The organism is Sphingomonas sp. BK235, from assembly GCF_004345855.1.
Classification (GTDB): Bacteria; Pseudomonadota; Alphaproteobacteria; order Sphingomonadales; family Sphingomonadaceae; genus Sphingomonas.
In genome coordinates, this window is record NZ_SLXN01000001.1 from 668,834 (window position 1) to 686,404 (window position 17,571).

The window sequence follows — 17,571 nt, forward strand, 5'->3', positions numbered from 1 at the left end:
GAGTATGGGTACGGCCTCGCTGACGATGGGCGCGCCGGTGATGACGAGCCTCCCGCCCAGACGTTCGCGCGACGTCTGCGAACGCCGCGGAACAGTCCTCATCTTCCGTCATCCCGGACTTGGTCCGGGATCCACGGGTCCGGACCCGAAAGATTCATTGTCGCGGAAGCCGCCTACCCCCGTCATCCCGGGCTTGACCCGGGATCCATCGCGCCGCGAGAGCCGCCGGCGTTGCTCTCGTGGAGCAGGGGATCCCGGACCAAGTCCGGGATGACGGAAGGGTTGAGCGAAAGTGTTTCGTTCGCCGGGGTGGGCCGATGCGATGGCGCACCGTCACTCGTCCAAATACCTTGACTTGCCCCCGTCCGCATCCAGACAAGGGCGCCATCCAAGACACTTACGGGAGCAAGCGCGTGGAGAGCAGCCGGCGGGACCTGATGATGATGATGGCGCTCGGCGGCGCCGGTGCGGCGGCCGCGACCGGCGCCGAGGCGGCGGCGCCGGCGATCCCCGCCAAGGTGGTTCACCACGTCTTCTTCTGGCTCAACAATGCGGGCTCGGCCGAGGATCGCGCCAAGCTGATCGCCGGGCTGCGCACGCTGGCGGGCATCCCCGCGCTGCGCGGGCTGCATATCGGCCTGCCCGCGCCCACCGAGCAGCGCGACGTGATCGACTCGAGCTGGGACGTGTCCGAGCTGATGTTCTTCGACACGGTCGCCGACCAGAAGGCCTATCAGGACCATCCGATCCACCGCGCCTTCGTCGCCGAGTGCGAGAAGCTGTGGCGCAAGGTGACGGTGTACGACGTGCTCAGCGCGTGAGGTGAGGGGGGCGGGCGGTCGCCCCCGTCCTCCCGTTCCCCGGCGAAGGCCGGGGCCTAGTTGGGAAAGCCGTCGTGAGTCTCACCGGCGTTCCCCAGCTGGACCCCGGCCTTCGCCGGGGAACGGGAGCGCGCGAAGCGAGGTGGATGGGGCGCAGACGAAAGAGCGGAGGGCGCGCGACAGCTGGGCCGCGCCGCGCCTCAGTTCATCAGCTCGACCGCCATCGCCACGGCCTCGCCGCCGCCGATGCACAGCGAGCCGACGCCGCGCTTCGCCCCGCGATTCTCCAGCGCCGCCAGCAGCGTCGCGAGGATGCGCGCGCCCGAGGCGCCGATCGGGTGACCCAAAGCGCAGGCGCCGCCGTTGACGTTCACCACCTCGTGATCGAGCGACAGCTCCTGCATCGCCACCATCGCGACGCAGGCGAAGGCCTCGTTGACCTCCCACAGGTCGACCTCGTCCTTGCTCCACCCGGCGCGCTCCAGCACCTTCTTCATCGCCGGCACCGGCGCGGTGGTGAAGCGCGCGGGGCGGTGCGCATGGCCCGCGTGCGCGACGATCCGCGCCACCGGCGTGATGCCGAGCTTCTCCGCCACCGACAGCCGGGTCAGCACCAGCGCGGCGGCGCCGTCCGAGATCGACGAGGCGTTGGCCGCGGTGATCGTGCCCTCCTTGGCGAAGGCGGGCTTGAGCGTCGGGATCTTGGTGATGTCGCCCTTGCTCGGCTGCTCGTCGGCGCTCACCGTCGTCGTGCCCTTGCGCCCGACCACGTCGACGCTGACGATCTCGCGGTCGAACGCGCCGCTCTGCTGCGCCGCCTGCGCGCGCTGGAGCGAGGCGATGGCGAAATCGTCCTGCGCCTTGCGGGTGAACTGATATTCCTGCGCGGTGTCCTCCGCGAAGATGCCCATCGCCTTGCCGGGCTCATAGGCGTCCTCGAGCCCGTCGAGGAACATATGGTCGAACAGCCGGTCGTGGCCGATCCGCGCGCCGCCGCGATGCGCCTTGGAGAGATAGGGCGCGTTGGTCATGCTCTCCATGCCGCCGGCGATCACCAGATCGACCGAGCCGGCGGCGAGCGCGTCGCTGCCGAGGATCGCGGCCTGCATGCCCGAGCCGCACACCTTGTTGAGCGTGGTGGCCTCGACATGCTCGCCGAGCCCGGCGCGGATCGCGGCCTGGCGCGCGGGGGCCTGGCCGACCCCGGCGGAGAGCACGTTGCCCATGTAGATCCGCTCCACCGCGGCGGAGTCGACCCCGGCGCGCTCGACCGCGGCCTTCACCGCCGCCGCGCCGAGCTCGCTGGCGCTCAGCCCCGCCAGACTGCCCTGCATCGAGCCCATCGGGGTGCGCGCGTAGGACAGGATGACGACGGGATCGGTGGCCATGACGGGGTTCCTCTCGTGCGATATGCTGCGCCGCATCTAATCGCTCGCGGGGTGCTTTACAAACCGCTAGGCGGTCGCGGGTGACCGGTCGGACGATAGTGGGCGCGCGAACGGGGCGGGGTGAGCGCGCGAGCGGCGAGCCCGTCGGTGAGCGCTTCTTCCTCCTTGTTCCCCGGCGCAGGCCGGGGCCCAGGTGGGAGGCGTCGCGATTTTATCACCTCGGCCCTCCTGACTGGCCCCCGGCCTGCGCCGGGGAACAGCGAGTGGTTCGTGGCGCGGCCCCTTCGAGCCGCCGTCTAGCCCCGCCCCATGGTTGACCCGCTCGTCTGGCCCGCGCTGCTCGGCGTGCTCGGCGCGATCGTCGGCAGTTTTCTCGCCACGATCGCGGTGCGCTGGCCGGCGGGGCGGTCCGTGCTGACCGGCCGCTCGGCCTGTGATTCGTGCGGACGGACGCTCGCGGCGCATGAGCTGGTCCCGCTCGTCAGCGGCGCGGTCGCGCGCGGCAAGTGTCGCAGCTGCGGCGCCGCGATCGACCAGCGCCACCTGCTGGTCGAGGCCGGCTGCGCCGCGATCGGGGTCGCCGCGGGGCTCGCCGCGCCGGGCTGGCAGGGCGCGGCGGGGGCGGTGTTCGGCTGGCTGCTGCTGGTGCTCGCCATCCTCGACGCCAGCGACTTCTGGCTGCCCGACGAGCTGGTCGCCGCGCTCGCGCTCGGCGGCGCGATGAGCGCCTGGTGGTGTCCGCCCGACCTCGCCGAGCGCGTGATCGGCGGGGTCGCCGGCTTCGCGCTGCTGTGGCTCGTCGCGGCCGGCTATCGCCGCTGGCGCGGGCGCGACGGGATGGGCGGCGGTGACCCCAAATTGCTCGGTGCGATCGGGCTGTGGCTCGGCTGGCGGCTGCTCCCCGCGGTGTTGCTGGTGGCGGGGCTGGTCGGGCTCGGCTGGGTCGCCTTCCAGCATCTGCGCGGGCGCGGGCTGGCGCGCGACGACGCGCTGCCGCTCGGTACGCTGCTGGCGATCGCGGCTTATCCGGCGTGGCTCGTCATGATAATGTCGGCGCCATGATCGTCGCGTTCCTCTTCGCGCTGGCGCAGGCGACTGCCGCTCCCGCGCCGCCGCCCGACTCGATCGACGGCCTCCCGCTCAGCACCTTGCCGCGGCAGGAACTGCCGGCGCGGGGCTGTGCCGCCTATCTCTTCTCCACCGGCCAGACGCGCGGCCTCGCCGCGGTGGTCACCGCGGACCCGGCGTCGTTGCGGATCGCGCTCGACGGCGCGGTGCGCGACCTCGCGCGCACCGCTGCGGCGGGCAACGCCGCCTTCGGCTTCAACGGCGAGACGGTCTACCGCGGCGGCGAGGTCAGCGCGACGGTGACGCTGACGATCGAGCAGCGCCCCAATCTCAACAACGGCGCCGCGGTGCCCAGCGCGGCGCTGCGGCTCGACCGCGTGGGGCAGGACACGCTGGTGGTGCCGCTGGCCGGGCTGGTCGGTTGCGCGCCCGGCGCGGCCAAGACGCGCTGAGCCTCAAAGCGGGCAGCGCTGGGCCGCGTGCATGAGAAAGGCCCGGCGGAACGTGTCCGCCGGGCCCCGCTCTCGGCTCGTGCCGTTGACGCCGGGGGCGTCAGTGCAGCGAGTCGATCTCCTCTTTCAGCCTGAGCTTCTGCTTTTTCAGGCCCGCGATCACGATCGTGTCCGGCGCCGGACGTTGCGACTCGCTGGCGATCCGCTGCTCGAGCGTCGCATGCTTCGCTTCCAGGGCCGAGAGGTGCGCGGTCTGCATGGCAGTAGCCTCCTTCTTGGTTGAACGGAACTGAGGAGTGAACCACGAAACACGCAGGAAGTCGCGTGTCATTTGGTGTCGATCGACCGTCCGCGGCGACAATGCGACGACCCGTGCATGGCGCCCCGAATCGGCTAGGGACGAACGGCGCGGCTCTGCTAGGGCGGGGTCAGGACGGGGCGCGGGTCGGGACGCGGCGACGGGGGGATCGGCACATGCAGGCGGACGCGGACGAGGCGGAGATCGCGGCACGGCTCGGCGTGCTGCGGCTCGAGCATCGCGATCTGGACGCCGCGATCGCGGCGCTGGGGGAGGGCGGCACCGCCGACCAGCTCCAGCTGATGCGGCTGAAGAAGCGCAAGCTGCGGCTGCGCGACGAGATCGCGCTGCTCGAGGACCAGATCATCCCCGACATCATCGCCTGAGCGGGCGCGGCGCCGGACGATCGGGAAAGATGGTCAACGCGCTTGGCGCCGCCGGGCGGTTCATGGCAGAATCAACGACATGGCGCAGTTACTCGATGCCGAGCCGATGCAGCGGCGACTGATCGACTCCTTCTATATGGAGGCGATGGTGCTCGCCGACGAGGCGCGCCATTATTTCGACGAGGGCGGGCGCATCGAGCGTGAGTCGCTCGCGCCGATCGATCGCGTCGCCTTCAGCTGCGAGTCGCTCAAGGTGACGACGCGGCTGATGCACGTCATCGCCTGGCTGCTGACCCAGCGCGCGGTGATCGCGGGTGAGCTGACCCAGGGCGAGGCGACCGAACCGTCGCGCCGGCTCGGCGCCGCCCCCACCACCGAGGGCGAGGTGATCGAGGCGCTGCCCGAGCGCGCGCGCGCGATGATCGTCGCGAGCAGCGACCTGCATCGCCGGGTCGAGCGGCTCGACCGGCTGCAGGTCGCCGAGCCGACAACCAACAGCCCCGCGCGCTCGATGCTCGATCGGCTCGCTACCGCCTTCTGACCCGTCGCGGGAAGCGTGCCAGCCCGGGTCATGGCGCGCGCTTGACCGCATCCCGAACGAGGCGCACCATCCGTCTCCGGAGCTCGCCGATGTCGGGCAGCAAGGCCGCCACGGCACTCCTGGATGGAGGGTTGTCTCATGGCTTATGCAGACCGGGTCCCCAGTTCCAGACGTCTCACCACCTTGGCCGCGGTCGCGGCGATCCATGGCCTGATCGGCTATGCGTTCGTCAGTGGGCTGGCGGCGAGTTTCGTCAGAGAGGTCGCTACCGAGCTCGAGATCCGCAATATCCCGCTCGACACGCCGCCACCCCCCGACACGCCGCCACCGCCCGACCGCGCGCTGCCGCGCCAGAAGGCGGTGACGCCGCCGCTCCACGTGCCGCCGCGGGTGGTCGACCCGCCGATCATCGACGCGCCGCTCGCGGTCGACCCTGCGCCGCCGATCATCACGATCACGCCCCCGACGACGGCGGCCGGCACGGTCGCGGTCACCCCGCCCCCCGCGGCGGTCAGCAAGGCGAGCGGCGTGCGCGCGCGCGGCAATCGCGCCGACTGGATCGCCACTGAGGATTATCCATCCTCCTCGATCCGCGCGGGCGAGCAGGGCGTCGTCGCGATCGCGGTCCAGGTCGACGCGGCGGGCAAGGTGACCGGGTGCAGCGTCACCGCGTCGAGCGGGCACGACGCGCTCGATCAGGCGACGTGCCGTCTGTATCAGCGGCGCGGCCGCTTCACCGCCGCACTCGACGAGGCGGGCACGCCGATCGCCGCCGTCTTCACCGACCGCGTCCGCTGGGTGCTGCCACGGTGAGCTGAGCGCGCCGGCCCCGGGGGCGGGCGCCCGGTGAGGCGAGCGGCGGTGGATCGCGCCGCCGGCGCCCGACCGGACGCTCGTCGTCGCCGGGGTATCTACTTCAAATACGGGCGCGCTAACCCCAGCGCGCCGCCGCGGCGTCGTCGCCGTCGCGCGCCTCGACCCAGCGCGATCGGTCGCCGACCGTCTCGCGCTTCCAGAAGGGCGCGTCGGTCTTGAGCCGGTCGATCAGATAGGCGCAGGCCTCCAGCGCGGCGCCGCGGTGGGGCGCGCAGGTGCCGACGAAGACGATCCGCTCGCCCGGGGCCATCGCGCCGACGCGGTGGACGATCGTCGCCGCGGTGAGCGACCAGCGCGCGCGCGCCGTCGCCGCCAGCCGCTCCAGCGCCGCCTCGGTCGCGCCGGGATAATGTTCGAGCTCGAGCGTCGCGACGCCGTCGTCACCGCGCACCAGCCCGGTGAAGCTCGCCACCGCGCCGTCGCGCTCGATTCCCGCGAGCTCGGCCGCGAGGTCGATCGCGGCGGGCGAGACCAGCACGCGGATCACCCGCCCGTCACCGGCGGGAAGATCGCCACCTCGCGCGCGCCCGCGATCGGCGCGTCCAGCGCGACGAACGCCTGGTCCACCGCGGCGCGCAGCCGCGCCGGCTCGGCGAAGGCGGCGGCGTGGCGATCGCTCGCGGCGGCGCGCCACGCCACCAGCTCGGCCACGGTGGTCACCTCGGGCGGGGGCGCCACCTCTTCCTCGCCCACGCCGACGCGCTCGCGCACCCAGGCGAAATACAACAGCCGCATCGCGCTCAGTCCATGTGCCGCAGGCCGACGCGGAGATAGTCCCAGCCGGTCACGATCGTCAGCGCCGCCGCGCCCCACAGGCTCGCCAGCCCGACCTGGTGGACCCACTCCGCGGCGGGCAGCGCGCCCGAGAGGATCAGCGCACCCAGCGACACGAGCTGGAGCGTGGTCTTCCACTTCGCCAGCCGCGACACCGGCAGCGACACCTGCAGACCGGCGAGGAACTCGCGCAGCCCGCTCACCGCGATCTCGCGCAGCAGGATCACCAGCGCGGCGATGATATGGAAGCCCGTGATCACCGCGACGTCGTCGTGCCGCGTCCCCACCAGCATCAGGATCACCGCGGCGACCATGATCTTGTCCGCGATGGGGTCGAGGAACACGCCGAGTTTGGAGACGGTGCCCTGCGCGCGCGCCAGATAGCCGTCGAAATAATCGGTGATGCCCATCAGGCAGTAGAGCGCGAACGCGATCGCGAAGCCCGCCTGCCAGCTCGGCCACCACAGGAAGGCGACCAGCAGCGGCACCGCGACGATCCGCGACAGCGTCAGGAGGTTGGGCAGCGACAGCATCACCCGCGGAGGTGGACCGCGCGCGCCCGGTGCGCAAGCCGCAGCCGCGAAAAACAGCGTTTGGAACGCGCGCGCCCAAGGGCTATGGCCGCGACAAGTGCCAACTATCCGGGGGCCCGGTCCCGCGTCATGATCAATGCCCTCGGGCTGCTCAAGCGGCGGCGTTTCCTGCCGCTGTTCACCACCCAATTCCTCGGTGCCTTCAACGACAATCTGTTCAAGACCTCGATGGTGCTGTTCGCCACCTACGAGATCTTCGCCGACGAGACGCAGGAGAGCTTCTTCAACGCGCTAAGCGCGGCGCTGTTCATCCTGCCGTTCTTCCTGCTCTCCGCGCTGGCGGGGCAGCTCGCCGACACTATGGACAAGGCGCGCATCATCCGCATCGTCAAGACGGTGGAGATCGCGATCATGGCGGTCGGCACCGCCGGGCTGATGCTGGCGCGCACCGGCGCGGTGACGCTGCCGCTGGTGCTGATGCTCGCCGCGGTGACCGGGTTGGGTGTCCACTCGACCTTCTTCGGTCCGATCAAATATGCCATCCTGCCGCAGCATCTCGACGAGGACGACGTGCTCGGCGGCACCGGGCTGGTCGAGGCGGGGACCTACCTGTCGATCCTGCTCGGCACGATCGTGGCGGGGTTCGTCTATCGCTCCACCGCGCTGGTGGCGGTGCTGACGATCGCGGTGGCGCTGCTCGGCTGGCTCACCGCGCGCGCGGTGCCGCCCGCGCCGCGGCTGGGGCCGAAGCTGGCGCTGGACCTCAACCCGTTGCGCGCCTCGTGGCGGCTGATCTCGGGCACGATGCACATCCCGCGGCTGTTCCTCGCGATCTGCGCGATCAGCTTCTTCTGGACGATCGGCTCGGTGCTGATCATCGTTTTCCCGCCGCTGGTGAAGAACGTGCTGACCGCGGATGCCAGCGTCGCCAGCCTGGTGCTGGCGGTCTTCTCGATCGGCGTGGCGATCGGGTCGGTCGTGATCAACCTGCTGCTGCGGGGGCAGATCTCGGCGCGCTACTCGCCCGCCTCGGTGATCGCCATGGGCGGCGCCGTGCTCGCCTTCCGTTGGGTGGTGGGGAGGTGGGCGCCCGCGCCGCCGGGCCATCTGTTCGACATGGTCGGCTTCCTCCACCAGCCGCACGCGGCGCTGGTGCTGCTGGCGCTGCTGGGCGTGGCGGTCTTCGGCGGGATGTTCGTGGTGCCGCTCTACGCCTTCCTCACTACCACCGTGACCAAGGACCATACCGCGCGCACGGTCGCGGCGAACAACGTCGTCAACGCGGGCGCGATGACGATCGGATCGGTGGTGGTCGCGGCGATCACCGCCATGGGGGTGACCCCGTCGCAGCTGCTGCTGGTGGTCGCGGGCATGTGCGTCATCTCCGCCTGGATCGCGCAGCGACTGCACCGTGCCTGCGACTGATCACACCTGGCTCACCATTCTCGTTGGGTGTGAGTTGAGGTGAAGATAGCTTGGTAAGCTACTAATTTCATTCAGTTCTTGCTTGAGGCCGGGATGACGCAGACGAACGCGGAAGCCTTGTCTTTCATCGCGGCGTGTCGGCCACCTTGTGGGCCAGCGGCGGGTTAGATCAAGTGAGTCGCGAGGCGCCTCTCGGATGCCGACGAGCGCGCCCGCGCGAGCGGCAGCAGCGGCTCGCGCGGGACGGTGGATCCTGAAACGAGTTCAGGATGACGTTGAGGAGAGCGACGCGCCTGCCGCCGCGGGACGTCGCGACACGAAGGGGCGCCGCCGCGACGCGATCAGGCGATCAGCGTGTAGAAGCAGGTGAAGAAGGCCGAGAAGCTCAGCAGGAACAGCTTCGCATCCTCGCGCGCGGCGACGCGGCGCGGCACGGCGGGCGCCAGCGGGGCGGGCGGGGGGAGCAGCCGGCGGAAAGGGTGGCCGGCGCCTTCGTTGGTGAGGACGAGTCTGCGATCCATGACCCTGCTTTAACGCATTCTTTACTTTTTAGGCCACGATCCACGTGCCACGCTGCGCATCCCGCGCCGGGACAGGCGCGACACGGGAGACAGACGATGCCGCTCTACGCCTTCAAGGGACAGCAACCGCGCCTCGACGCGGGCGCCTGGGTCGCGCCCAGCGCCGACGTGATCGGCGCGGTGCGGCTCGGCCAGGATGTCGGCGTGTGGTTCGGCGCGACGATCCGCGGCGACAATACCGAGATCGTCGTCGGCCCCCGCAGCAACGTGCAGGAGGGCGCCACGCTCCATTCCGATCCCGGCGTGCCGCTGACGATCGGCGCCGACTGCACGATCGGGCATCGCGCGATCCTGCACGGCTGCACGCTCGGCGACCGCGTGCTGATCGGCATGGGCGCGATCGTGCTCAACAACGCGGTGATCGGCGAGGACTGCCTCGTCGGCGCGGGCGCGCTGGTGACCGAGGGCAAGAGCTTCCCGCCGCGCAGCCTGATCATCGGCAGCCCGGCGCGCGCGGTGCGCCAGCTCGACGACGCCGCCGTGGCGGCGCTGCGCGTGTCGGCGGCGCATTATGTCGAGAATGCGCAGGCCGCCGCGGCGGGCCTGACGCGGATCGACTGAGGCGGGCGGGTTGACGTGGCGTCAGCCTTGCCAGCGCGCGGGCGCCTCCACATAACCCCGATCATGTCGCTTCCCCCGATCCTGTCGCGCCTCCGCCTGCCCATCATCGCGTCGCCGATGTTCATCATCTCCGGTCCGGAGCTGGTGATCGCGCAGTGCAAGGCGGGGATCGTCGGCTCCTTCCCCGCGCTCAACGCGCGCCCGGAGTCGCTGCTCGACGAGTGGCTCCACCGCATCACCGAGGAGCTGGCGGCGCACAATCGCGCGCATCCCGAGCGCCCGGCCGCGCCCTTCGCGGTCAATCAGATCGTCCATCGCTCCAACGACCGGCTCGAGCGCGACCTCGCGGTATGCGCCAAATGGCAGGTGCCGATCACGATCACCTCGCTGGGCGCGCGCGAGGACCTCAACCAGGCGGTCCACGGCTGGGGCGGCATCACCCTCCACGACGTGATCGACGATCGCTACGCGCGCAAGGCGATCGAGAAGGGCGCGGACGGGCTGATCGCGGTCGCGGCGGGGGCGGGGGGCCATGCCGGGACGCTCTCGCCCTTCGCGCTGGTGCAGGAGATCCGCGCCTGGTTCGACGGGCCGCTCGCGCTGTCGGGCGCGATCGCGACCGGCGACGCGGTGCTGGCGGCGCAGGCGATGGGCGCGGACCTCGGCTATATCGGCTCGGCCTTCATCGCTACCGCAGAGGCCAATGCCGACACGCGCTACAAGCAGGGGATCGTCGAAGGCCGAGCGGCGGATATCGTCTACACCGACCTGTTCACCGGGGTACACGGCAATTACCTGCGCGGCTCGATCACCGCCGCGGGGCTCGACCCCGACGACCTGCCGCGCGGCGACTATCGCACCATGGACTTCGGCTCGGCGGCGGGGAACGAGGGCGGCGCCAAGGCCAAAGCGTGGCGCGACATCTGGGGCTCGGGCCAGGGGATCGGCGCGGTCGACCGGGTCGAGCCCGTGGCGGAGCGGGTCGAGCGGCTCGCGCGCGAATATGACGCGGCGCGGGCACGGCTGGGGCTGACGGCGGGCTGAGCCGCAACGTCGCGCCAGCGGCGAGCGTTACGCAGCGGCTCGTCCACCCCGCCGTCTGCTCAGCCCGCTGCCTTGAGCACCTCACCGAGCAGCTGGAAATCGCGCTCGCGCGGCGAGGCGCGGCGCCATACCAGCGCCAGCGTGCGCACCGGATGCGCCGCGTCGAGCGGCCGCGCGGCGACATTGGTATGCTCGAGAATGCCCGCGTCGAGCGCGATCTTGGGCAGCATCGTCACCCCCAGCCCGTTATCGACCATCTGCACCATCGTGTGGAGCGAGGTGCCCAGCATCGTCGCCTCGGCGCGCAGCTCGGCGCGGTTGCACGCCGCCAGCGCATGGTCCTTGAGGCAGTGGCCGTCCTCGAGCAGCAGCAGCCGGGTCTCGTCGATCTCGGCCGGGCTCACCGCCGCGGGGGTGGCGGGCATCTCGCCCTCGGGGAAGGCGAGGAACAAATGATCGTCGAACAGTGGCAGCGTCGTCACCTCGCCGCAGGCATAGGGCAGCGCGAGCAGCACGCAGTCGGTCCGGCCGTTGTGAAGCGCCTCGCACGCCGGGCCGCTCGGCTCCTCGCGCAGGAACAGCTTGAGGTCGGGATAGTCGCGTCGCAGCCGCGGCAATACCCGCGGCAGCAGGAAGGGCGCGATCGTCGGGATCACGCTCATCCGCATCTCGCCCGACAGCGGCCGGCCCGCCGCGCGCGCCATGTCGCCCAGCTCCTCCGCCTCGCGCAGCACGGTGCGCGCCTTGGTCGCGATCTGCTCACCCAGCGGGGTGAAGCGCACGACCCGGCGGGTGCGCTCCACCAACGTGACGCCGATCAGCGTCTCGAGCTCGCGCAGCCCTGCCGACAGCGTCGACTGGGTCACGAAGCACGCCTCGGCGGCGCGGCCGAAATGGCCGTGGTCCTTGAGCGCCACGAGATATTGCAACTGTTTCAACGTGGGTAGGTAGATGGCCGCCATTCATCGCCTCGGTCGATCAAGACCTTCGTAATAACCGACTTGATCGATCACGCGAAGCCTTTTAGTGCGGCGTCGACGAGAGGCGGCCCACCGCCCGCGCGCGAGAGGATGGCTGAAGCCCATATTCCCAACAGGAGGCTTCCATGCTGACCATCGGCGATCAGTTCCCCGCCATCACCGTTCCCGTCCAGCAGGGCACCAATGCGCTGCCCGCCGGCGAGACGCTCGACCTCACCACTGCCTATCCGGGCAAGTGGAAGGTGCTGTTCTACTGGCCGAAGGACTTCACCTTCGTGTGCCCGACCGAGATCGTCGGCTACAGCCAGATCAAGGGCGATTTCGAGGACCGCGACGCGGTGCTGATCGGCGCCTCGACCGACACCGCGCACGTTCACCTGGCGTGGCGCAAGTCTGACCCGGACCTCGCCGCAGCCGACTTCCCGTGGCTGGCGGACAACGGCCGCACGCTGGCCGACGCGCTCGGCATCGTCGACAAGAACGAGCATGTCGCGTTCCGCGCCACCTTCATCGTCGATCCGGACAACGTGATCCAGGCGGTGCAGGTCAACGGCCTCAACGTCGGTCGCAACCCGGCCGAGACGCTGCGCGTGCTCGACGCGCTGCAGACCGACGAGCTGTGCCCGTGCAACTGGAACAAGGGCGACGACGTCCTCCAGGTCGCGGCCTGAACGATCCGGGGGCGGGGCCGCGCGTCCCGCCTCCTTCAATGACCCGTCGCCCCGGCGGCGGCTGATCCCTCGCGCATCCGCGGGGACCGGTCGCGCCGGGGCGACTCACGTCCGAGAGAGAGACACATGCCACTCAAGGAATTCGCGGGCACCTTGCCCGATTTCGCCAAGGACATCCGGCTCAACGTCGGCTCCCTGCTCAACGAGACGGTGCTCAGCGACCAGCGCAAATACGGCCTGCTACTCGCCTGCGCGCACGGTTCGGGGCACAAGCCGCTGGTCGAGGCGACCGAGGCCGAGGTGGCCGACAAGCTCTCGCCCGAGGCGGCCAATGCGGCGCGCGCCGCGGCGGCGGTGATGGCGATGAACAACGTCTATTATCGCTTCACCCACCTCGCCGGGAACGACGAGTATCAGCGCATGCCCGCCAAGCTGCGCATGAACGTGATCGCCGCGCCGGGGATCGACAAGGTCGACTTCGAGCTGTTCAGCCTCGCGGTCAGCGCGATGAACGGCTGCGGCATGTGCATCGACAGCCACGAGCAGGTGCTCAAGAAGGCGGGCGTCACCGCCGAGGTGATCCAGTCGTCGGTGCGCGTCGCCTCGGTGATGAAGGCGGTCGCCACGGTCCACGCGGTCAGCGCCTGAGTCGACGCCCCGGCGCGAGGGACGCGCCGGGGCCGCACCGTCACATCAATACCGCGCGCACGAAGCCATAGGTGCTGGTGATCGTCAGCACGGTGCCGACCAGCACCAGCATCACCTTCATCGGGATGCGCTTGGCGAACAGCGCCCCGAGCGGCGCGGCGGCGACTCCCCCGATCAGCAGGCCGACCGTGGCGGTAGCGAAGTCCTTCACGCCGAGATGGTAGATGAAGGTCGCCGAGACGATCGAGGTGAGGAAGAACTCCACCGCGCTGACCGTGCCGACCACCTTGCGCGGCTCGACGCCCTGGACGAGCAGGTTGGAGGTGACGATCGGCCCCCAGCCGCCGCCGCCCGCGGCGTCCATGAAGCCGCCGATCAGCCCGAGCGGCTCGACCACCTTGGGCTTGCTCACCTTGGGCGGGAACATCAGCCCGCGGATCAGCAGATACACGCCCACCGCGATCAGATAGCCGAGCACGAACGGCTTCACGGTATTGCCGTCGAGATTGGTGAGCAGATAGGCGCCCGTCACCCCGCCGATCACGCCCGGTATCAGCAGCCGCAGGAACAGCCGCCGGTCGATATTGCCGTGGAGCGCGTGGCTGATCCCCGAGACCGCGGTGGTGAAGGCCTCGACGATATGGACGTTGGCCGAGGCGCGCGCCGGCGCCACCCCCATCACCGCCACCAGCAGCGTGTTGCAGATCACCCCGAAGGCCATGCCGAGCGCGCCGTCGACGAGCTGGGCACCGAACCCGACCGCGACGAAAGGAAGAAGTGCCGCGACATCGAGCTGAGAGAGTGCCTGCATGTATCTTCCTGATCCGGCCGCGCGGCGGCGATGCTAGGCGCTTGGGCGAAAGTCGACAACGCGGGTAGGAAATTCGAGTTTCGCGCGGCCAAGCGCTGCTTATGGAAACCGTGGCGCGACCGTCCTATCTGTGCTGGTCTGACAACGTCCGACTGCCGGCGCGCGCCGGCGTTCAGGGGAGCCGGCGGGACCAAGGAATGGCGCGACTGACCGTTTATCTCGACTCGATCCGTGCGCGCGATCCCGCCCCGCACTCGCGGCTCGAGATATTGACCTATCCCGGTGTCTGGGCGCTCGGCTTCCACCGCGTCGCGCATCGATTGTACCGCGCGCGGCTGTTCCTGGCGGCGCGGATCGTCAATCACGTCGCGCGGCTGCTCACCGCGATCGACATCCACCCGGGCGCAAGGATCGGGCGTAACTTCTTCATCGACCACGGTTTCGTCGTGATCGGCGAGACCGCGGAGATCGGCGACGACGTCACCATCTATCAATGCGTCACGCTCGGCGGCACCAGCCCCGACAATGGCGTCGCGGGCAAGCGCCACCCGACGATCGCGGACGGCGCGATCATCGGCTCGGGCGCGCAGGTGCTCGGCCCGATCCTGGTGGGGCCGCGCGCACGCGTCGGCGCCAATGCGGTGGTGACGCGCGACGTCCCCGCGGGCGCGGTGATGGTCGGCATCCCGGCGCGCCCGACGATGGTGGAAGGCGGCGCCGCCCCCGAGCCGCGCTTCGTGCCTTATGGCACGCCGTGCAGCGACCTGTTCGATCCGGCGACGCAGAAGGTCGAGATCCTGCGCTGCGAGTTGGAGGCGATGAAGAAGCGGCTCGACGCACTGGTCGCCGAGCAGGCGGCCGAGCGGACGGAGCGCGATCGCGCCTGATGGGCATCGTGACGCCTTTTCCCGGCGCGGCCCGGCCCGACCAGGTCGGGTTCGACCGCGCCGAACTCAACCGCATCCTCGACCTGTACGGCCGCATGGTCGCGGCGGGCCATTGGCGCGATTATGCGATCGACCTCGGCCGCGATGCCGCGGTGTTCAGCGCCTTCCGCCGCACCGCCGAGCGGCCCGAGTTCCGCATCGAGAAGCGGCCAGCGCTGCGCCATCGCCAAGGCATGTGGGCGCTGGTGGGGGAGGCGGGGCAAGTCATCCGGCGCGGGCAGGAACTCGGGCCGGTGCTCGCCCCGGTCGAGCGGCGGTTGATGAAGCTGGTCGAGGAATAAGGTCACCGCGCGGCCCGGCGCCAACTGTGCGTGGGCGGCGGCATCGGCGACCGTCGCGCCGCGCTTCCGCCCTGGGATGCGGCGCTGGCGCAACCCGTCGCGGGGGGCGGTCGTTGGGGAAGAGCGTCGCCCGCGCGCGATGCGCCGCGACGAGGAGGGCACCATGCCGCTGACCGCCGACGACGATATCCGCACCCTGCTTGAGGAGACGCGCACGATCGCGCTGGTCGGCGCGTCGGACCGGCCCGACCGCCCCTCGAACGGCGTGATGAAGACGCTCCAGGCGCACGGCTATCGCGTCATCCCGGTCAACCCGCAGCTCACCGGCGAGCATATCCACGGCGAGTTCGTCTTCCGCGAGCTCGCCCAGCTCGGCGACCCGATCGACATGGTCGACATCTTCCGCCGCTCGTCCGCCGCGGGCGAGGTGGTCGACCAGGCGATCGCGATCGGCGCCAAGTCGGTGTGGCTCCAGCTCGGCGTGATCGACCAGGCCGCCGCCGCGCGCGCCGAGGCGGCGGGGCTCAAGGTGGTGATGGACCGCTGCCCCGCGATCGAGCTGCCGCGGCTGGGCGTGGCGGGGCCGGGCACGCGCGGCTAGGCGCGCACGCCGTCGGGGTATAGCCTGTCGCGCCGCGACTCGACGGTGACCCGCGGCGGCGAACGTGAAGGGGATGGCGGATGATCGCATTGCTCCTGCTATGGGCCGCGCCACAGATGGCCGACCCTGCCGCCGCGTCGCTGCTCGGCAGTGCGCGTAGCCGCCTGTCCGCCGGCCCGGCCGAGCGCGCCGATCCCGGCGCGCGCTTCCGCATTCAGGGCGAAGCCAGCGTCGAGGACGGCAAGACTCGCGCCCTCAACACCACCGGCGGCCAGTGCCAGGTGGTCGGCGCGCGCATGTGTACCAAGCCCCCGCGCACCTGGCTCAAGACCCCGCTCGGCGACTGATCCGCCGCGGCGGGTCGCTCGCGGCTGGCCCGCGACGATCGCACGCGCGACCCTTCCCACCGTATCGTCGCGTCTGTTACGACCCGGCGTACGAGAGGGAGGGTTCATGTCCACATTGTTCCGGCGCAAGCCGGTCGCGATCGATCACCGCGGCGGCACCGTGCTCGCGCGCACCTTGTCCTGGCCGCACCTGGTCGCGCTCGGCGTCGGCGCGATCGTCGGCACCGGCATCCTGACGTTGATCGGGGTCGGCGCCGAGCGCGCCGGGCCGGCGGTGATCCTCTCCTTCGTCATCGCCGGCGCGATCTGCGCCTGCGCCGCGCTCGCCTACGCCGAGATGGCGACGATGATCCCCGCCTCGGGCAGCGCCTATACCTACAGCTATGTCGTGCTGGGCGAGGTGATCGCCTGGGTGATCGGCTGGTCGCTGATCCTCGAATATTCGCTGGTGGTCTCGACCGTGGCGGTGGGATGGTCCGGCTATGCCTCGGCGCTGCTCACGCCGCTGGGCTTCCCGGTCGCGCTCACCCAGGGGCCGGAGCTCGGCGGCGTGGTCAACCTGCCCGCCGTGGTCATCATCGCCTTGGTCGCCGGGCTGCTCTCGCTCGGCACCAAGGAGAGCGCGACGCTCAACGCGGTGCTGGTCGCGATCAAGCTGGTCGCGCTCGCGGTGTTCGTCGCCGTGGCGCTGCCGCATTTCGACGCGGCTAACCTCGAGCCGTTCATGCCGTACGGCTTCGCCAAGTCGGTCGGCGCGGACGGCGGCGAGCGCGGCGTGATGGCGGCGGCGGCGATCATCTTCTTCGCTTTCTACGGCTTCGACGCGATTTCCACCGCGGCGGAGGAGACCAAGAACCCGGGGCGCGATCTGTCGATCGGCATCGTCGGCTCGATGCTGGCGTGCGTGGTGATCTACATGGGTGTCGCGGTCGCCGCGGTGGGCGCGCTGCACTTCACGCGCTTCGCCGACTCGCCCGAGCCGCTCGCGCTGATCCTGCGCGGGATCGGCCGGCCCGGCTTCGCCACCTTCCTCGCCGCCAGCGCGGTGATCGCGCTGCCGACGGTGCTGCTCGGCTTCCTGTTCGGGCAGAGCCGCATCTTCTTCGTGATGGCGCGCGACGGGCTGCTGCCGCAGGCGCTCGCCAAGGTATCGGGGCGCGGTACGCCGGTGCGGATCACGATGCTGACCGCGGTGCTGGTGGCGGTGATCGCGGGGGTCATGCCGATCGACAAGATCGCCGCGCTCGCCAACGCGGGGACGCTCGCCGCCTTCGTCGCGGTGTGCGTGTGCATGCTGGTGATGCGGCGGCGCGCGCCCGAGGCGGAGCGGCGCTTCCGGACGCCGGCCGCGCCGCTGGTGGGGGCGATCGGGGTGCTGGGCTGCGCCTATCTGTTCTTCAGCCTGCCGCAGCGGACGCAGCTCTACTTCCTGCTGTGGAACCTGTTCGGGCTGGCGGTCTATCTGTTGTGGGGACGCCGTCGGGCGGCGATCGCGGCGGCGGGGTAAAGTTGTTCACGCGAAGACGCGACGACGCGA

24 protein-coding genes are annotated in these 17,571 nt (G+C 70.7%); 16 read left to right on the plus strand and 8 right to left on the minus strand.

The features are described 5' to 3' along the window. Positions 1-413 precede the first annotated feature (413 nt). Positions 414-821 (plus strand): Dabb family protein, encoded by a 408-nt coding sequence (locus EV292_RS03060; protein WP_243693574.1) that lies wholly within the window; start codon positions 414-416, stop codon positions 819-821. 200 nt (positions 822-1,021) lie between these two features. Here the strand turns inward: EV292_RS03060 and EV292_RS03065 are convergent, their stop codons facing one another. Next, positions 1,022-2,209, minus strand: a complete 1,188-nt coding sequence (locus tag EV292_RS03065; RefSeq protein ID WP_132907688.1) for an acetyl-CoA C-acyltransferase — start codon at positions 2,207-2,209, stop codon at positions 1,022-1,024. 309 nt (positions 2,210-2,518) lie between these two features. On the opposite strand from EV292_RS03065, the gene EV292_RS03070 reads away from it, so the two are divergent. Both EV292_RS03070 and EV292_RS03075 read left to right on the plus strand, forming a co-directional pair. Beyond that, positions 2,519-3,271 carry an A24 family peptidase gene (locus EV292_RS03070; protein WP_132907689.1) on the plus strand — a complete coding sequence of 251 codons (753 nt, stop codon included), beginning with the start codon at positions 2,519-2,521 and terminating at the stop codon, positions 3,269-3,271. Beyond that, positions 3,268-3,729 carry a hypothetical protein gene (locus EV292_RS03075; protein ID WP_243693575.1) on the plus strand — a complete coding sequence of 154 codons (462 nt, stop codon included), beginning with the start codon at positions 3,268-3,270 and terminating at the stop codon, positions 3,727-3,729. The genes EV292_RS03070 and EV292_RS03075 overlap by 4 nt, the downstream gene beginning before the upstream one ends. A gap of 100 nt (positions 3,730-3,829) precedes the next feature. Here EV292_RS03075 and EV292_RS03080 read toward each other — a convergent pair whose 3' ends face one another. Beyond that, positions 3,830-3,988 (minus strand): YdcH family protein, encoded by a 159-nt coding sequence (locus EV292_RS03080; protein WP_132907690.1) that lies wholly within the window; start codon positions 3,986-3,988, stop codon positions 3,830-3,832. A gap of 215 nt (positions 3,989-4,203) precedes the next feature. Here EV292_RS03080 and EV292_RS03085 point away from each other — a divergent pair, with 215 nt between their 5' ends. The 3 genes from EV292_RS03085 to EV292_RS03095 all read left to right on the plus strand — a co-directional run bounded on the left by EV292_RS03085 (position 4,204) and on the right by EV292_RS03095 (position 5,767). Further along, positions 4,204-4,413, plus strand: a complete 210-nt coding sequence (locus EV292_RS03085) for a DUF465 domain-containing protein (protein WP_132907691.1) — start codon at positions 4,204-4,206, stop codon at positions 4,411-4,413. A gap of 79 nt (positions 4,414-4,492) precedes the next feature. Further along, entirely contained in the window at positions 4,493-4,954 is a 462-nt protein-coding gene (locus EV292_RS03090; protein ID WP_243693576.1) for a DUF1465 family protein, read from the plus strand. A 138-nt stretch (positions 4,955-5,092) separates the two neighbouring features. Next, a complete protein-coding gene (locus EV292_RS03095) occupies positions 5,093-5,767 on the plus strand; it encodes an energy transducer TonB (protein ID WP_132907692.1) in 675 nt (224 codons plus the stop codon). Between the two features lie 118 nt (positions 5,768-5,885). Here the strand turns inward: EV292_RS03095 and EV292_RS03100 are convergent, their stop codons facing one another. From EV292_RS03100 to pgsA, 3 genes are read right to left on the minus strand one after another with little or no spacing between them, the layout of a single operon-like run. Then, positions 5,886-6,317 carry a molybdenum cofactor biosynthesis protein MoaE gene (locus EV292_RS03100; RefSeq protein WP_132907693.1) on the minus strand — a complete coding sequence of 144 codons (432 nt, stop codon included), beginning with the start codon at positions 6,315-6,317 and terminating at the stop codon, positions 5,886-5,888. Then, a complete protein-coding gene (moaD, locus tag EV292_RS03105) occupies positions 6,314-6,565 on the minus strand; it encodes a molybdopterin converting factor subunit 1 (protein ID WP_132907694.1) in 252 nt (83 codons plus the stop codon). The genes EV292_RS03100 and moaD overlap by 4 nt, the downstream gene beginning before the upstream one ends. 5 nt (positions 6,566-6,570) lie before the next feature. Further along, complete coding sequence (gene pgsA / locus EV292_RS03110) at positions 6,571-7,137, minus strand: CDP-diacylglycerol--glycerol-3-phosphate 3-phosphatidyltransferase (RefSeq protein WP_132907695.1); 567 nt, start codon at positions 7,135-7,137, stop codon at positions 6,571-6,573. 129 nt (positions 7,138-7,266) lie between these two features. On the opposite strand from pgsA, the gene EV292_RS03115 reads away from it, so the two are divergent. Continuing rightward, entirely contained in the window at positions 7,267-8,562 is a 1,296-nt protein-coding gene (locus tag EV292_RS03115) for an MFS transporter (RefSeq protein WP_132907696.1), read from the plus strand. A 341-nt stretch (positions 8,563-8,903) separates the two neighbouring features. Here the strand turns inward: EV292_RS03115 and EV292_RS03120 are convergent, their stop codons facing one another. Further along, positions 8,904-9,083, minus strand: a complete 180-nt coding sequence (locus tag EV292_RS03120) for a hypothetical protein (protein WP_132907697.1) — start codon at positions 9,081-9,083, stop codon at positions 8,904-8,906. A 96-nt stretch (positions 9,084-9,179) separates the two neighbouring features. Here EV292_RS03120 and EV292_RS03125 point away from each other — a divergent pair, with 96 nt between their 5' ends. Together EV292_RS03125 and EV292_RS03130 are read left to right on the plus strand one after the other, a co-directional pair. Next, positions 9,180-9,704: a gamma carbonic anhydrase family protein gene (locus EV292_RS03125; protein WP_132907698.1), complete on the plus strand. Its 525-nt coding sequence runs from the start codon at positions 9,180-9,182 to the stop codon at positions 9,702-9,704. A 63-nt stretch (positions 9,705-9,767) separates the two neighbouring features. Continuing rightward, a complete protein-coding gene (locus tag EV292_RS03130) occupies positions 9,768-10,748 on the plus strand; it encodes a nitronate monooxygenase family protein (RefSeq protein WP_132907699.1) in 981 nt (326 codons plus the stop codon). Positions 10,749-10,807: 59 nt separating this feature from the next. Here EV292_RS03130 and EV292_RS03135 read toward each other — a convergent pair whose 3' ends face one another. Continuing rightward, positions 10,808-11,710 carry a hydrogen peroxide-inducible genes activator gene (locus tag EV292_RS03135; protein WP_132907700.1) on the minus strand — a complete coding sequence of 301 codons (903 nt, stop codon included), beginning with the start codon at positions 11,708-11,710 and terminating at the stop codon, positions 10,808-10,810. Between the two features lie 143 nt (positions 11,711-11,853). Here EV292_RS03135 and EV292_RS03140 point away from each other — a divergent pair, with 143 nt between their 5' ends. Continuing rightward, the gene (locus EV292_RS03140) at positions 11,854-12,399 is read left to right on the plus strand and encodes a peroxiredoxin (RefSeq protein ID WP_132907701.1); all 546 of its coding nucleotides are present in this window, start codon (positions 11,854-11,856) and stop codon (positions 12,397-12,399) included. 126 nt (positions 12,400-12,525) lie between these two features. Then, entirely contained in the window at positions 12,526-13,047 is a 522-nt protein-coding gene (locus EV292_RS03145; RefSeq protein ID WP_132907702.1) for a carboxymuconolactone decarboxylase family protein, read from the plus strand. Positions 13,048-13,087: 40 nt separating this feature from the next. On the opposite strand, the gene EV292_RS03150 is transcribed toward EV292_RS03145, so the two are convergent. Then, positions 13,088-13,858 carry a sulfite exporter TauE/SafE family protein gene (locus EV292_RS03150; RefSeq protein WP_132907703.1) on the minus strand — a complete coding sequence of 257 codons (771 nt, stop codon included), beginning with the start codon at positions 13,856-13,858 and terminating at the stop codon, positions 13,088-13,090. A gap of 197 nt (positions 13,859-14,055) precedes the next feature. On the opposite strand from EV292_RS03150, the gene epsC reads away from it, so the two are divergent. The 5 genes from epsC to EV292_RS03175 all read left to right on the plus strand — a co-directional run bounded on the left by epsC (position 14,056) and on the right by EV292_RS03175 (position 17,541). Next, on the plus strand, positions 14,056-14,745 hold the full coding sequence (epsC, locus tag EV292_RS03155) for a serine O-acetyltransferase EpsC (RefSeq protein ID WP_132907704.1): 690 nt from the start codon (positions 14,056-14,058) through the stop codon (positions 14,743-14,745). Continuing rightward, positions 14,745-15,086 (plus strand): DUF2794 domain-containing protein, encoded by a 342-nt coding sequence (locus tag EV292_RS03160; RefSeq protein ID WP_132907705.1) that lies wholly within the window; start codon positions 14,745-14,747, stop codon positions 15,084-15,086. Before epsC ends, EV292_RS03160 begins: the two co-directional genes overlap by 1 nt. Before the next feature lie 163 nt (positions 15,087-15,249). Beyond that, the gene (locus tag EV292_RS03165) at positions 15,250-15,687 is read left to right on the plus strand and encodes a CoA-binding protein (RefSeq protein ID WP_132907706.1); all 438 of its coding nucleotides are present in this window, start codon (positions 15,250-15,252) and stop codon (positions 15,685-15,687) included. Between the two features lie 80 nt (positions 15,688-15,767). After that, positions 15,768-16,034 (plus strand): hypothetical protein, encoded by a 267-nt coding sequence (locus EV292_RS03170; RefSeq protein ID WP_132907707.1) that lies wholly within the window; start codon positions 15,768-15,770, stop codon positions 16,032-16,034. Between the two features lie 106 nt (positions 16,035-16,140). Next, a complete protein-coding gene (locus tag EV292_RS03175) occupies positions 16,141-17,541 on the plus strand; it encodes an amino acid permease (protein WP_132907708.1) in 1,401 nt (466 codons plus the stop codon). The last annotated feature ends 30 nt before the right edge of the window (positions 17,542-17,571 follow it).

Coding starts and splice junctions, on each gene's coding strand:
- EV292_RS03145 (WP_132907702.1), top strand. CDS start 12,526: ATGCCACTCAAGGAATTCGCGGGCACCTTGCCCGATTTCGCCAAGGAC.
- EV292_RS03170 (WP_132907707.1), top strand. CDS start 15,768: ATGATCGCATTGCTCCTGCTATGGGCCGCGCCACAGATGGCCGACCCT.
- EV292_RS03125 (WP_132907698.1), top strand. CDS start 9,180: ATGCCGCTCTACGCCTTCAAGGGACAGCAACCGCGCCTCGACGCGGGC.
- EV292_RS03090 (WP_243693576.1), top strand. CDS start 4,493: ATGGCGCAGTTACTCGATGCCGAGCCGATGCAGCGGCGACTGATCGAC.
- moaD (WP_132907694.1), bottom strand. CDS start 6,565: ATGCGGCTGTTGTATTTCGCCTGGGTGCGCGAGCGCGTCGGCGTGGGC.
- EV292_RS03095 (WP_132907692.1), top strand. CDS start 5,093: ATGGCTTATGCAGACCGGGTCCCCAGTTCCAGACGTCTCACCACCTTG.
- EV292_RS03075 (WP_243693575.1), top strand. CDS start 3,268: ATGATCGTCGCGTTCCTCTTCGCGCTGGCGCAGGCGACTGCCGCTCCC.
- EV292_RS03150 (WP_132907703.1), bottom strand. CDS start 13,858: ATGCAGGCACTCTCTCAGCTCGATGTCGCGGCACTTCTTCCTTTCGTC.
- EV292_RS03085 (WP_132907691.1), top strand. CDS start 4,204: ATGCAGGCGGACGCGGACGAGGCGGAGATCGCGGCACGGCTCGGCGTG.
- EV292_RS03135 (WP_132907700.1), bottom strand. CDS start 11,710: ATGGCGGCCATCTACCTACCCACGTTGAAACAGTTGCAATATCTCGTG.
- EV292_RS03175 (WP_132907708.1), top strand. CDS start 16,141: ATGTCCACATTGTTCCGGCGCAAGCCGGTCGCGATCGATCACCGCGGC.
- EV292_RS03130 (WP_132907699.1), top strand. CDS start 9,768: ATGTCGCTTCCCCCGATCCTGTCGCGCCTCCGCCTGCCCATCATCGCG.
- epsC (WP_132907704.1), top strand. CDS start 14,056: ATGGCGCGACTGACCGTTTATCTCGACTCGATCCGTGCGCGCGATCCC.
- EV292_RS03070 (WP_132907689.1), top strand. CDS start 2,519: ATGGTTGACCCGCTCGTCTGGCCCGCGCTGCTCGGCGTGCTCGGCGCG.
- EV292_RS03165 (WP_132907706.1), top strand. CDS start 15,250: ATGCCGCTGACCGCCGACGACGATATCCGCACCCTGCTTGAGGAGACG.
- EV292_RS03065 (WP_132907688.1), bottom strand. CDS start 2,209: ATGGCCACCGATCCCGTCGTCATCCTGTCCTACGCGCGCACCCCGATG.
- EV292_RS03120 (WP_132907697.1), bottom strand. CDS start 9,083: ATGGATCGCAGACTCGTCCTCACCAACGAAGGCGCCGGCCACCCTTTC.
- EV292_RS03140 (WP_132907701.1), top strand. CDS start 11,854: ATGCTGACCATCGGCGATCAGTTCCCCGCCATCACCGTTCCCGTCCAG.
- EV292_RS03160 (WP_132907705.1), top strand. CDS start 14,745: ATGGGCATCGTGACGCCTTTTCCCGGCGCGGCCCGGCCCGACCAGGTC.
- EV292_RS03080 (WP_132907690.1), bottom strand. CDS start 3,988: ATGCAGACCGCGCACCTCTCGGCCCTGGAAGCGAAGCATGCGACGCTC.
- pgsA (WP_132907695.1), bottom strand. CDS start 7,137: ATGCTGTCGCTGCCCAACCTCCTGACGCTGTCGCGGATCGTCGCGGTG.
- EV292_RS03115 (WP_132907696.1), top strand. CDS start 7,267: ATGATCAATGCCCTCGGGCTGCTCAAGCGGCGGCGTTTCCTGCCGCTG.